Consider the following 12,897-nt stretch of genomic DNA (forward strand, 5'->3'; position numbering starts at 1 on the left):
CATCACCGCCGGCCAGCCGAATCCCTGCAGCAACCAGCTCTGCAGCGGCAGCGCCACCATGGCGCCGAACGGCCAGCTCATCTGCAGCAGCGACATCGCGAGCACGATCTCGCGGCCGTCGAACCAGTCCGTCGTCATCTTGGTGGCAACCAGGATGATGATGGTGGCGCCGATGCCGCCGATCATGCGCGCGCCGAGCGCTGTCGGGAGGCCGCCGGCATGGCTGAGCGCTGCGCCCGACAGCGCCATCAGCAGCAATCCGACCACGCCGAGCGTCTTTTCATTGACGCGCTGACCGATCAGGCCCGCGGGAAACGCAACGACCACGCCCGGCAACAGATAGGCCCCAAGCAGCATCCCGATCTCGGCATAGCCGAGCGAGAGATCGGACATCAGCGCGCTGGTGGCCGAGCCGACCGATTGAAACTGAAATCCGGTCGCCGCGCGCGCCGCAAACAACACCGCGAGAACGATCCATCTCAAGTTCGGCATAGGTCGCCTCCCTACTCCGGTGTCGCGCGTCAGGAAATCCCGCTCGAGCGGAAGCTAGCGTCCGACGGGGTTCTTGTCCGAGGAGTTCTTGCCCACGAGGCCCAGGCTGACCTGGTCGGAGAATTCGGAGAGCTCGTCCTCGGAAATATCGTTCAGGCTCAATCGCAATTGCATGATGGTAAGATCGAGCAAATGGCCGGCAAACGAGAGACCCGCATCGGCGAGGACACTGCGCTGTTCGGTCAGCACCGGAATGACGTTGCGCAGCCGTCGGGCGCTCACTTCATCCATATCGATGTCCTCTCGCGGACCGCGGCGACGTCGCGACCAGCCAGTGGCTCGTGGTGGNTGGCGACGTCGGCAAACAATTCGATCGCCGACGTGGCGGCGCCGTGCACGGCGCGCGCATCGGCATGCGCCCGCTGGCGGCTCGCCGATGCATCGCTCAGGAATGTCACGCGATGACCCTGATGTGCGGCGTCGATCGCGGTCGCGAGGCAGATCTCCTCGGCCGCGAGTCCGCCGATGGCGAAGCCCTCCATCCGCGACACCACGTCGCTGAACAGCAAATTGCCGTAGCAGGACGGCTGCTGGCGTTCGAACACCATGTCGGCGCGCTTCGGCTCGAACCCCGGCAACCAGGGCGACTGCGCCCGTCGCTCGAACAGCCCGAGCGCGGCGCCCGGCCGGGTGAATGCGATCGGAATGCCGTTCTCGCGCGCATGGCGGATCGCGGCGCGGCAATTGTCGAGCGTACGATCGAGCCCGCCGGCGTGATCGCGCGCCAGCTCCCGCCAATTGTCCTCCTGCAGATCGACCATCACCAGGAGGCGGCCGCAGGAGGCTCCGACATAGGCCTTCAGGTCAATCACCGTGCTCATGCAGCTAACCCGCGTTTGCTAGCGGCGCCACGCCGCGAACCGCCGACTTCTCGAGAATGCCGGGAACGTCCCATTGGCCTTCGGGACGAATCAGGACCAGGGGGTCTTCGGCGAGCGTGATCCGTGCCGGATGGCGCTCGGCCTCGAATTTGACCTCGACATAGTCGAAATCCGAGAACACGAATTCGCGTGCGCCTTGCATCCGCGTGAAACCGCGGCGCTCCCAGAAGCTCAGCAGCCGCTTCTGCGAATGCGCATAGAACGTGCTGTAGCCTTTCTTCCGGCAGAGCTCGATCGCGGCATCGACGATGCGCCCGGCGAGCCCCGTGTTGCGGCTTTCGTTGCGCACGGCAAGGCGCTCGAACTTGGCGAATTCGCCGAAGTAGCGGATACGCATGCAGCCGACCGGCTCGCGGCCCACATGGCAGATCAGATGCGTCGCCGAGAAATCGTTGCCGTCGAACTCCTCCTCGAACGGACAATGTTGCTCGCCCATATAGACCGCGCTGCGCACCGCCATCACGCGCGCCATCTCGTCCATCGAGCGGACCACCTGCACGGTCACCTGGTCGACAGGCTCGGCCGCAACCGCGACCGGAAGCTCGTGCGAGCGATCGAGCATCTGCAGATGCGGCGTGTACAGGCCGTCGTAACGCGCACCCGGCGAAAAGCCGAGCGGCTCCAGCACGCGCAAGCCTTCCTTCGTGATCGGCCGCGAGTAGATATTGACGCCCTGGTAGAGTGGCGCCGAGAATTTCTGCAGCACCAGCGGAATCGCAGCGACCAGCGAGCCCTTGGCATGAATGCACCAGACATAGATGCCGGCGGGCCGCTCCGACTGCCGCGCGATGCAGGCGAGATCGGGGTTCTTGGTGTCGAGCGTGCCGTCGATCAACCGCCGCGTGCCCTCATGCGTGAGCGGCAGCGCGGCGAGGAAGCCCTCGCCCTTCGGCGCTTCGATGGCGTAGTGGTCCCTGCGTGCGATCGCCCAGAACACATCGGGATTGTGGTTGGCAACGTTCTGGACGATGCGGTTGGTTGTGATGCCGGGAAGGTCTAGCCGTGCCGCGTCCATCAGAGCGGCAATGCCGGCCGCATCCACGGTGAAGATCACCGTGCGGCGCGCCAGCTGCAGCACGGTCATCTTGTCCAGCGAGCGTACCGTCGCGGGGCGCTTTTTGGCAGCTTTCCTAACAAAATCGAGGTCGAGCGCAGTCATAGATCGTCTCTTGTGGTTGTGGACCAGCCTCGTTTCTGCCAAGAATAGAAGTACGGTTCCGTTAGCTTAGAAGGCGGCAAACGAGGCGAATTGTATGCACTCACCTGAGCGCAGGGGTGTTCATCAGCGTGCACACCCTGCGGGCCGGATCGCCCAGTGGGACTCGGTCCGCATATTCCTTGAGGTGGCCCGGATCGGCAGCTTCCGCGCGGCCGCGATCGAGCTCAACGCTTCGGCCAATTTTCTGCGCAAGCACATCCTGCAGTTGGAGAGCGCTTACAAGACGACCTTGATTACCCGCCATGTCGACGGCATCCGCCTGACACCGGAGGGCCAGAAGGTGCTGGAAGCCGCGCGGCGGATGGAAGACGCCGCCTTCGGGCTCGACCGCGCGCTGAGCCAGACCACACCCGCGCTCACCGGCGAGGTCCGCTTCGCCATCACCGAAGGTCTCGGCACGTTCTGGGTGGCGCCGCGGCTGATCGAATTTCAGCGCGTCTATCCGGGCCTCCTCGTCGACCTCAAATGCGAGATGCGTTCCGCCGACGTGTTGCGGCTCGAGGCCGACGTCGCGGTGCAACTCGAGGAGCCGAACGCACCCGATCTGAAGCGCGTCAAGATCGGCCGCCTCCACGTGATGCCGTTTGTCAGCCCGTCGTATGTCGAGGTCTACGGGATGCCGACAGGGCAGGAGGACATCAGGCAGAACCATCGCATCGTGCTGCAGGATGCCGACCAGACCCGGGCGCAGGCGCAGGAGATGTACGAACAATATGCCGGCCGCGATCCGGTCGGCTTCGTCGCGATGCGCAACAACGTCTCGAGCGCGCATGTCTGGGCGGTCGCCAAGGGCGCCGGCGTCGGCTGGCTGCCGACCTACGTGCCGGCCGTCGCCGGCCCGCTGATCCCGCTCGACATCGGCATCAACTTCTCGGTCGACATCTGGCTCGCCTATCATCCCGACGCCAAGCGCATCCCGCGCGTACGGCAACTGATCGAATGGACCATCCAGGCGTTCGACGGCCGCAAATATCCCTGGTTCAGGGACGAGTTTGTCCATCCCGATGACCTGCAGAAGTCCTACAAGGGCGAACCGCTGGTCAATCTGTTCGCAGGCTTCGTGAAAGAACCGCGATCCAGGATCGCCTGATGGAGATCGCCTGAGCGCGCCATGAGCACATCGAAGGACGACAACATCGATCAGTTGGTGCAGGAGCGGTGGCGCGAGCTCGGGCTGTCGCCGAGCGATCTCGCCGAGGTGCTGCGCACAGAGCCTGCTGCTGTCGGAAACGATGCGAACGGCGCGACCAGGGTCGATACCGGCCGCCTGACCAAGGTGGCCGAGGTGCTCGGGATCGCCGCCGACATCGTCCATCCGCACGCCACCGCCACCGTGCGGGCGCGCGCCCAGATCCAGGCCGCGCAATCGCTGCAGTCCCTGCTCGAACTGCGCCTGTTGCGCGTGTTCCGCGAAGTACAGGACCCCGAGACCAAGCGGATCCTGATCGAGCTCGCCGAGCAGATCGTGAGGCGCCAGACCACGCCGCCCGAGGCCGGCTAGAGCCGGGCGGCGGATTCCCGTTGTTGCCCTGTTGCCGTGATGCGGACCGATCTCCATTTTGGAGATGCGCTACGGCGCGCCTCAAGGGAACTTCGCGCATGGTCGCGATGCAACTATCGCCGTTGATGGAAAGCCAAAATCCGTGTCTGTGAGTTGGGCCGGGGAATGCATTCCGGCCCGGCGATTGCGTACCGGGCAGGCCGCGGCGTGATGAACCCGGGCCTTTGAATGTCAGCCTCCGAATCTGCCACAACGCCGGCGTCCGGCGCCTGGATCGCCAACCAGCCGTATCTCCTGCTCTGCATCACCGCGATGTGCTGGGCCGGCAACGCGATCGTCGGCCGGCTCGCGGCCGGGCACATTCCGCCGGTGACGCTGTCGTTCCTGCGCTGGACCGCTGCGTTCCTGATCATCCTGCCGTTCGCCTGGAAGCACCTGGTGCGCGACTGGCCCGTGATCCGCAAGAACCTCGGCATCATGATGCTGCTGTCGATCACCGGCATCAGCGCCTTCAACACCCTGCAATACTGGGCGCTTGAGCACACCCAGGCGCTGAACACGCTACTGCTGCAATCCGCGGCGCCGCTGGTGGTCGCGGTGTGGTCGCTGATCCTGCTTGGCGTGCGGCTGACGGTGGCGCAGGCGCTCGGCGTGCTGCTGTCGCTCACCGGCGTGCTGATGATCCTGCTGCACGGCGATCTCGTCACGCTGTCGAACATCGAGTTCAACGAGGGCGATCTGATCTTCACCGTCGCACTGATCATCTTCGCGCTGTATTCGGTGCTGACACTGAAGCGGCCCAAGATCCATGGGCTGTCGGTGGCCGGCTTCACCTTCGGCTGCGGCGCGCTGTTCCTGGTCCCGTTCTTCATCTGGGAACTCAATGCGCGCCCGGTGATGCAGCTCACCACCAACAATCTGCTCGCGCTGTTCTATGTCGCGGTGTTCCCCTCGACGCTGGCCTATATCTGCTTCAACCGCGGAGTGCAGCTGATCGGCGCCAACCGCGCCGCGCCGTTCTTCCACATGGTTCCGGTGTTCGGCACCGTGATGTCGATCGTGTTCATCGGCGAGCATCCGCAGCCCTTCCATTTCGTCGGCTTCGCCCTGGTGCTGGCCGGCGTGTTCGCGGCGTCGCGGAAGCAATCCGCCTGATCCTCCTTCCCGCGCCGGAGCAGAGCCTGTGGCGCGGTGACTATCGGCGGGAAATCCGCTATCTCTGGGCCTGCTTCGTGAACGGGCCGGGATGAGATGGTGCGCGCCAGCAATGTGATGATCGGCACTCTGACGCTCGCCCTGATCGCGGGCTCGCTGACCGGTTGGCTCAGCTATCGGCGCTATGCCGGCATCAAGCGGCAGGTGCCGTTCCGCGTGATCTTCGAAGGCTCGGCCTCCGGCGTGCGCCGGGGCGGCAGCGTGAACTTCGCCGGCGTGCGCATCGGCGAGGTGGTCTCGATCAGGCTCGACCATCACCGCGTGGTCGCGATGACGCGGATCGAGAACGACGCACCGATCAAGAAGGACACCGAGGTCGGGCTCGAATTCCAGGGCCTGACCGGGATCGCCGCGATCTCCTTCACCGGCGGCACCGAGGCCGCGCCGCCGCCGCCGCGCGGCGCGGACGGCATTCCCGAGCTGACCGCCGATCCCGAAGGCACGATGGGCGTGCCGGAGAAGCTGCGCCGCGCGCTTGGTAACGTCGACCGCGCCATCATCGAGAACGAAGCCCAGGTCAAGGATACGCTGCAAGGCTTCGAGAACTTCACCAACTCGCTGTCCGGCAACGGCGAGCTTGTGACGAGCTTCGTCGATGCCGCGGAGCACGGCGTCGACGCCGTTGACGCCAAGATGACCGCCACCGACAAGTTCATCAACAGCCTCGGCAGCGAAAAATATGGCGGCGCGCTGCTGCCGACCGTGATCTCGCTGCGCGAACTGATCCAGAGCTTCGACAAGAAGTCCGGCGCCTTCATGGCCGACACCCGCAAGACGCTCGGCGACGTCAGCGAGTCCGTCAACAAGTTCAACGAGAAATTTGAAGGACCGCGCAACAGGCGCTAGGCTGGGCCGTCAAGAACCAAGAACAACGGAAACGCTCCAGTGCACGACCGGACTCCCGCGCCCTCCCCGCCTCCCGCCACCGTGACCCGCGCCACGAGCGCCGTGCCGAAGCGTCTGCGGCGCTATCTTACGCTCGACGATTTCGAGCCCCAGGCGCGCCGGCTGTTGCCGAAGTTCCTCTACGGCTACATCTCCGGCGGCGCCGAGACCGACGCGGCGCGCACCGACAATCGCAGGGCGTTCGACGAATACGGCTTCGTGCCGCGGGTGCTGATGGACGTCTCCGGTCGCGACCAGACCACGACGTTGTTCGGCAAGACCTATGCCTCACCCTTCGGGATTCCGCCGATGGGCTCGTCGGCACTGTGCGCTTATCGCGGCGACATCGTGCTGACGCGCGCCGCTGCCGCGGCCAATGTGCCGATGATCCTGTCCGCCTCGTCGCTGATTACGCTAGAGGACGTCCGCGCCGCCAATTCGCAGGCCTGGTACCAGGCCTATCTCGCCGGCGTCGACTCCCGCATCGAGCCACTGGTCGATCGCGTCGCGGCGGCGGGCTACGACACCTTCGTCGTCACCGCAGACGTGCCGGTGCCACCGAACCGCGAGAACAACATCCGCAACGGCTTCCAGGTGCCGCTCGAGATCACCCCGCGGGTGTTCTGGGACACCATCACGCATCCCGACTGGCTGCTGAACACGTGGGCACGCACGGTGTTCAACCACGGCATGCCGCATTTCGAGAACATGGACAGCAAGCAGGGCCCGCCGGTTCTCTCCAAGAACCTGATGCGCAACATCGGCAACCGCGACCAGCTCGCCTGGAAGCATGTCGAGCTGATCCGCAAGCGCTGGCCCGGCAAGCTCGTGGTCAAGGGGCTAATCTCGCCGGAAGACGCGCGTATGGCGCGCGAGCACGGCTGCGACGGCGTGATGGTTTCCAACCATGGCGGCCGCCAGCTCGACTACACGGTCTCCGCCTTGCGCACGCTGCCGGAGATTGCCGCACAGAAGGGCAACATGACCGTGATGGTGGACGGCGGCATCCGCCGCGGCACCGACGTGATCAAGGCGCTCGCGCTCGGCGCCGACTTCGTGTGGGTCGGCCGGCCGTTCCTCTATGCCGCCGTGGTTGCGGGCGAAGCCGGCGTGGCGCGCGCGATCTCGCTGCTGCACGCCGAGATCGACCGCGATCTCGCGCTGCTCGGCATCCGCAGCCTGAAGGAGATCACGCCCGACCTGGTGCGGAAGTTTTAGGGACGATCCTCCCCCTTACGAGACTGCGCCCCCTCTCCCGCTTTCGGAGGAGGTAACGTCGTCAGGCATAGCGCGCTGCGCCCATGCAGAGCGCGGTGATCGCGAGCAACCCCGCCGCGATGCGCTGCGCGACTGCCAGCCGCGAGTGTGCGGCCGGCGCGTCGCCGCCGCTGGCGCGAAGTTGCCTGACCGCGCCGCCGCCGACGATGACCTGCACCGCCACCGCGATCAGGGCGGCAGCCGCGCCCACCGCCAGGATCTGCTCGGTCAGCGAGAACGATCCCTCATGGACGAGGTGCCAGAGCGTGGCGCCGGTCACGATCGCCACCGTCGCGGCGCCGATCTGCGGAAACAGCAGCCTTTCGGCGCCCAGGCCGCCAGTACGCGCCAGGGTGAAGCTCGAGCCGGCCCAAAACACCGATGACAAGACGTGAAGAGACAAGGCTATGATGAGGACGGTCTGCATGATGTCGCTCCAAAATCAGGCCAAAGCCACATGCTGGAAAATTAGATATACATATTGTATAGTCAATTCGACGAAAGCAAGGCAAACGTATGCCGCCGCGCAACTATGTGAGTTCGGTGCGCACCGCCGCCGCCGCCGAGACGCGCGAGCGCGTGATCGAGGCGGCGTCGCGGACGCTGCGCGAGGAGAGCATTGCGCGGTTCTCGCTGGACACGGTGGCGAAGGCGGCCGGCGTGACGCGGCTGACGGTCTACAACCAGTTCGGCTCGCGCCGCGGGCTGCTGGAGGCCGTATTCGACGAGATCGCGCAGGCCGGCGGGCTGGATCAAATCGCCGACGCCATGGCGATGGCCGACCCGCGCGCCGCGCTGGACCGCCTGGTCGAGATCTTCGGCACATTCTGGAGCCGGGATTCGGCGGTCGGCCGGCTGCAGGACGCAATGGTGACCGATCCGGAATTCGCGGAGGCCGTGCGCGACCGCAACGAGCGCCGCCGCAGGGGCCTCACCGCACTGATCGACCGCATTGCCGGCAGGGATGCGTCACCCGAGGCGCGCAAGGACGCCGTCGATCTGATCTTCACGCTGACGAGCTATCCGACCTTCGCCTCGCTGAGCGCGGGGCGGTCGAGGGATGAGGTGTGCCGGATCGTCCAGGAGGCTTGTCACGCAGCCCTTGCGCCGCTCTCAAATCCGTCATCCTGAGGTGCTCGCGCAGCGAGCCTCGAAGGATGCACGGCCCCCAGTCGGGCCGTCGCCCTTCGAGACGCGCTGCGCGCTCCTCAGGGTGACGGACGATGGTTGAATGCGTGGCCTCAAGAGTACAATGCAACACTCCGCGCCGTCACGACCTGACCGTCACCCCACCTTGAACTTGCTGTACGCTTCCCGCGTAGCGATGATCACGTGCTCTTCGCAGCCGTTGCGGCGATGCTGGTCGCAGCGGGTCTCGTAGTCGGCCGAGGTCATCATGTCGACGAAGGCCGCCACACTGGGGTAATAGACCAATGCGAGGTAATCCCATTGCTGGCCGGCGGGCTCGCCCAGCGCGACCGCCTTCGCATTGCCGGTCCAGAGCAGCGTGCCGCCCCGCGCCTTGATCATGGGCACGGTCAGCGCGCTGTAGCGCAAATAGGCGTCCCAGCCCGAGCCGTCGCCGTCGAGCGAACGCTCGCGAAACCGCATCAGATTGACCATCACGACCGGCGCCTCGCCATCCAGCTCGCCCAGGCCTTTTACGTTCAAGAGATCGACACCCATCTTCTGCTCCGCTGCCTTGCCGAAAAGATTATGTCACACGACGGCGTTACGCTAAAATGAGGTTGCGGGCCCTTTGCTTGCAGGCGGTGCAAATGCGGAGGTCAAGGCGATGATGACCCTTCCCGAACTTGCGGCCGACGCACTCGGCAAGTTTCTCGGCGAGTACATGCAGCGCCGGTTCGGCACCTCGCAGACCCAGCTGGTCGAGATGGTGCCCTCGATCGCGCGGATCGCGATCGAATGCATCGGCAACAGCGACGCGCTCTATCACAATGTCGAACACACCATGCTGGTGACGCTGGCCGGCCACGACATCCTGCGCGGTCGCGCGCTGCATTCGCACATGACCGCGGAGGATTACGCACATATCATCATCGCTTGCCTCACCCACGACATCGGCTATGTGCGCGGCCTGTTCGAGGCCGACGACGCCGACGGTTATCTGGTCGACGCCGCTGGACACAAGGTCTCGCTGCCGCGCGGCGCATCCGATGCGGCGCTGATGGCCTACCACGTCGACCGCTCCAAGATGTTCGTGATGGAGCGGGTCAAGGGCGTTGCCCATCTCGACAAGGCCCGGATCGCGCACGCCATCGAGGGCACCCGCTTTCCGCTGAGCGCTCCAGGCGGAAATGAGACCTTCGACGACGAGGCCGCGTTGCTGCGGGCCGCCGACCTGATCGGGCAGCTTGGCGACCCCCACTACATCCGCAAGGCCAACGCGCTGTACCTGGAGTTCGAGGAGACCGGGCTGAACCGCGAGCTTGGCTACGATTCGCCGGCCGACCTCGTCAACCTCTATCCCCAGTTCTACTGGGGCAGCGTTGCGCCGCATATCCAGAAGGCGATCCGCCACCTCAACATCACCTCGGCCGGACGGCAATGGATCGCCAACCTCTACAGCAACGTCTTCCGCGCCGAGCGCGATATCACGCTGTCGGGGCCTCAGAAATAGACAGCGTGCGGGACACGGCCCCGAGGTGTCATACCCGCGCATGCGAGGCATCCAGTACGCTGCGGCTTCTCGCTTGATCACCGACGTCTCTGGAATACCGGACCACACGCATTCGCGGCTGGCGACGTCGCCGGCCGGGCAACAGCGCGACGCATCATGACAGCGGCGCGCATGGCACCAATCCGCTCTTTCGTCTTGTCGCGGCGGCAATTCGGGCACAACATGGCCGATAGATAATGGCTGACCTTCGCGCTTTGCCCGCCCCTCCCCCAATTCGCCGTTCGCCGCTGCACTGGCTCAACAACCAGCCCTATCTGCTGCTCAGCCTGACGTCGCTGTTCTGGGCGGCCAACATTGTGCTCGCGCGGCATGTCGGCAGCCATGTGCCGCCGATCACGCTGACGACGATCCGATGGATCGGCGTCTTCCTGATCCTGCTGCCGTTCGCCTGGCCGCATCTGAAGCAGGACTGGCCCAAGCTGCGCGGCGCGCTGCCGCTGATGCTGTTGTTGTCCGCGACCGGCTTCGCGTTCAACAACGCGATCTCGTACTGGGCCATGCAATATACCGAGGCGCTGAATGCGCTGCTGATCCAGTCGGCGGGGCCGCTGTTCGTGGCGCTGTGGTCGCTCATCCTGTTCGGCGTGCGGCTGACGCCGGCGCAACTGGCCGGCATCGCGATTTCGCTGGCCGGGGTGCTCACCATCATCCTGCGCGGCGACTTCTCCGCGCTCGCCAGCATCAGCTTCAACCGGGGCGACATCATGTTCGGCTCTTCGCTGGTGTCGTTCGGGCTCTATTCGGCGCTGATCCCACGCCGGCCAAAAATCCATCAGCTTTCGCTGATCTCGTTCACCACCTGCTGCGGCGCGTTGCTGCTGCTGCCGGCGGCGGCCTGGGAGTTCGCCACAGGCGCGCGGCTGCAGTTCGACCTTCTGACCATGGCGACGCTGGCCTTCGTGCTGATCTTCCCGTCCACCCTTGCCTATCTGTTCTTCAACCGCGGCATCGCGCTGATCGGCCCGAACCGCGCCGCGCCGTTCTTCCATCTGGTGCCGGTGTTCGGCTCGGCGATGGCGATCCTGCTGCTTGGCGAAACGCTCGCGCCGTTTCACCTGATCGGCTATGCGCTGGTGCTCGCAGGCGTCGTGATCGCCTCGCGGCAGGGATCCGCCAAGGGTCCTGCCAAGATCTGACTGCGGCAATGTTACGACTGGTGGGCACGCTTCGCTTTGCCCACCCTCATATGGGGATTTGCAAGTCAAGGCTGTGGGCCAGGGTTGCGTGGCGAGAGGGGGGCGCGCGGAGCCATGCGTAGCGCAGCGCGCCATGTGGGCTCGTGGCAGGGATTGGCTTCCGAAGATTTCTGCAGCTCGCTGCATCACCTCATATCCGGTCGGATTGCTTGATCCGTACCCACCTTCCGCATGCTTGCGGCGAGGAAGCCTGGCGAGGATGAGATCCATCTACGAAGCGGCGGTTGAGGCCCTAGGATGGTACGGTCATCATCCGTCCCGCACGAGCGCGGCGAGCCGCGACGCGTGGTCGCGTGGTTTGTCATGCCTTCATGGTTGCCTGCTCGGGAATGAGGCCGGTGGTGAGATAGCGCCACAGCGCCACGATCAGCTTGCGCGCCAAGGCGACGATGGCGATACGTTTGGCGCGCTTGCCGGCGTTGGCGGTGCGGGCGTGAAACCAGCGGCTGAGCGCGCTGTCGCCCTGATGGCGGAGCCAGAGCCACGCCAGCTCGATCGCCTTCTGGCGGGCGCGTCGATTACCGGCCTTGCTGATGCCCTGCTCGCGATCCATGCCGCCGCTGCGCCACGGGCTGGGGGCCAATCCGCAATAGCTGGCAACCTCGCGGCGGTTGCGGAAATCCTTGTAGAATAGCTCGCTCACCAGCGTCCCGGTGAAGGCCGGGCCGAGCGCCTTGATGCGGAGCAGCAGGTCTCGCCGCTCCCGCATCGGTGCAGGAGCCGGCGCGGCCTGTGTCGCCTGGGCCTCTTCCAGTGCCGCAAGCTGGTCACGTATCAACGTCAGCCGCGCGTGCTCGCGCGTCACTTCGGCCAACAACTGTGGCGGCACCGGTCGTCCCTGCCAGTCGCGCTGCCGCGCGAGCCAGGCCAGCCAGTCGCGCCGCCGCGGGTTGCCGACCGCCATCCCGTGAAGGCGCAGCAGCCCCTTGATCCGGTTGGTGTGAGCGGTCTGCTCCGTGACCAGCCGGTCGCGTTCGCGACTGGCGCGCCGGGCGTCCTCGGCCTCCACGCTCGGTACCCGGACGCTCCGAACAACTCGCGGTTCGCCCCGCAAATAGGCCATCAAGGTACGCAGCAGCAGCTCGCCGTCGATCCGGTCCGTCTTTGCCCGTCGCGCCCGCTGCTCCACCGCAATACTCGCCGCGTCGAACACGAAGTTCCTGATCCCGGCCGTCTCCAAAAGCCGGTGCAGCCAAAAGCCGTCATAACCGGCTTCATAGCAGCTCACCACGCACGGCACCGAGCCGAGCTTCTCCGTCACGCGGGTGCGGGTCCGCTCGATCACGGCCAGCAGTTCGCCGTGATCGCCTCCGTCGAGCTTGTGGCGAGACATCCGCTCCCGGTCAGGGCTGTGAAGCGTCACAAGCCATGTCTTCTGGCTCAGTTCGATTGCAACGAAAATTGTGCCACAATGCCCTGCGGTGGGCGTGCCTGCAGTCGATGCTTGCATCTGACTTCTCCGATGGTTCGAGTGTGCAAACCCAAACCTA

14 protein-coding genes and 1 pseudogene are annotated in these 12,897 nt (G+C 65.4%); 8 read left to right on the forward strand and 7 right to left on the reverse strand.

Annotation, left to right across the window (positions count from 1 at the left end; genetic code table 11):
• The 4 genes and pseudogenes from AS156_RS43045 to AS156_RS41220 form a co-directional block, all read right to left on the reverse strand.
• Positions 1–492 (reverse strand): MFS transporter (locus AS156_RS43045; RefSeq protein ID WP_160331149.1); only part of this gene is annotated, 492 nt, incomplete at its 3' end.
• Positions 493–546: 54 nt separating this feature from the next.
• On the reverse strand, positions 547–783 hold the full coding sequence (locus tag AS156_RS27395; RefSeq protein ID WP_066511138.1) for a hypothetical protein: 237 nt from the start codon (positions 781–783) through the stop codon (positions 547–549).
• A gap of 58 nt (positions 784–841) precedes the next feature.
• Positions 842–1,373, reverse strand: a pseudogene (locus AS156_RS46110) (cysteine hydrolase family protein); the annotation flags it as partial.
• Positions 1,374–1,377: 4 nt separating this feature from the next.
• Positions 1,378–2,592, reverse strand: coding sequence for a GNAT family N-acetyltransferase (locus tag AS156_RS41220; protein WP_082747763.1), 1,215 nt, complete (start codon positions 2,590–2,592; stop codon positions 1,378–1,380).
• Positions 2,593–2,686: 94 nt separating this feature from the next.
• Between AS156_RS41220 and AS156_RS27410 the strand changes: the two genes are divergently transcribed.
• From AS156_RS27410 to AS156_RS27430, 5 genes are all read left to right on the forward strand, one after another.
• Entirely contained in the window at positions 2,687–3,742 is a 1,056-nt protein-coding gene (locus AS156_RS27410; RefSeq protein ID WP_066511143.1) for a LysR family transcriptional regulator, read from the forward strand.
• A 21-nt stretch (positions 3,743–3,763) separates the two neighbouring features.
• Entirely contained in the window at positions 3,764–4,153 is a 390-nt protein-coding gene (locus AS156_RS27415; RefSeq protein ID WP_066511144.1) for a hypothetical protein, read from the forward strand.
• Between the two features lie 228 nt (positions 4,154–4,381).
• Entirely contained in the window at positions 4,382–5,308 is a 927-nt protein-coding gene (locus AS156_RS27420) for a DMT family transporter (protein WP_066511146.1), read from the forward strand.
• A 96-nt stretch (positions 5,309–5,404) separates the two neighbouring features.
• Positions 5,405–6,214, forward strand: a complete 810-nt coding sequence (locus AS156_RS27425) for an MlaD family protein (RefSeq protein WP_066511151.1) — start codon at positions 5,405–5,407, stop codon at positions 6,212–6,214.
• Between the two features lie 102 nt (positions 6,215–6,316).
• Positions 6,317–7,471, forward strand: a complete 1,155-nt coding sequence (locus tag AS156_RS27430; protein WP_082747764.1) for an alpha-hydroxy acid oxidase — start codon at positions 6,317–6,319, stop codon at positions 7,469–7,471.
• A 61-nt stretch (positions 7,472–7,532) separates the two neighbouring features.
• Here AS156_RS27430 and AS156_RS27435 read toward each other — a convergent pair whose 3' ends face one another.
• Positions 7,533–7,937, reverse strand: coding sequence for a hypothetical protein (locus AS156_RS27435; protein WP_066511154.1), 405 nt, complete (start codon positions 7,935–7,937; stop codon positions 7,533–7,535).
• 89 nt (positions 7,938–8,026) lie between these two features.
• Between AS156_RS27435 and AS156_RS27440 the strand changes: the two genes are divergently transcribed.
• Positions 8,027–8,641, forward strand: a complete 615-nt coding sequence (locus AS156_RS27440; protein ID WP_066511155.1) for a TetR/AcrR family transcriptional regulator — start codon at positions 8,027–8,029, stop codon at positions 8,639–8,641.
• A 153-nt stretch (positions 8,642–8,794) separates the two neighbouring features.
• On the opposite strand, the gene AS156_RS27445 is transcribed toward AS156_RS27440, so the two are convergent.
• Positions 8,795–9,196 (reverse strand): DUF1330 domain-containing protein, encoded by a 402-nt coding sequence (locus tag AS156_RS27445; RefSeq protein ID WP_066511157.1) that lies wholly within the window; start codon positions 9,194–9,196, stop codon positions 8,795–8,797.
• Positions 9,197–9,305: 109 nt separating this feature from the next.
• On the opposite strand from AS156_RS27445, the gene AS156_RS27450 reads away from it, so the two are divergent.
• Complete coding sequence (locus AS156_RS27450; protein ID WP_066511166.1) at positions 9,306–10,151, forward strand: metal-dependent phosphohydrolase; 846 nt, start codon at positions 9,306–9,308, stop codon at positions 10,149–10,151.
• Positions 10,152–10,387: 236 nt separating this feature from the next.
• Positions 10,388–11,347 carry a DMT family transporter gene (locus AS156_RS27455; protein WP_066511162.1) on the forward strand — a complete coding sequence of 320 codons (960 nt, stop codon included), beginning with the start codon at positions 10,388–10,390 and terminating at the stop codon, positions 11,345–11,347.
• Positions 11,348–11,708: 361 nt separating this feature from the next.
• On the opposite strand, the gene AS156_RS27460 is transcribed toward AS156_RS27455, so the two are convergent.
• A complete protein-coding gene (locus AS156_RS27460; protein ID WP_066509700.1) occupies positions 11,709–12,857 on the reverse strand; it encodes an IS110 family RNA-guided transposase in 1,149 nt (382 codons plus the stop codon).
• Positions 12,858–12,897: the final 40 nt, after the last annotated feature.

It is taken from the genome of Bradyrhizobium macuxiense, assembly GCF_001542415.1.
Classification (GTDB): Bacteria; Pseudomonadota; Alphaproteobacteria; order Rhizobiales; family Xanthobacteraceae; genus Bradyrhizobium; species Bradyrhizobium macuxiense.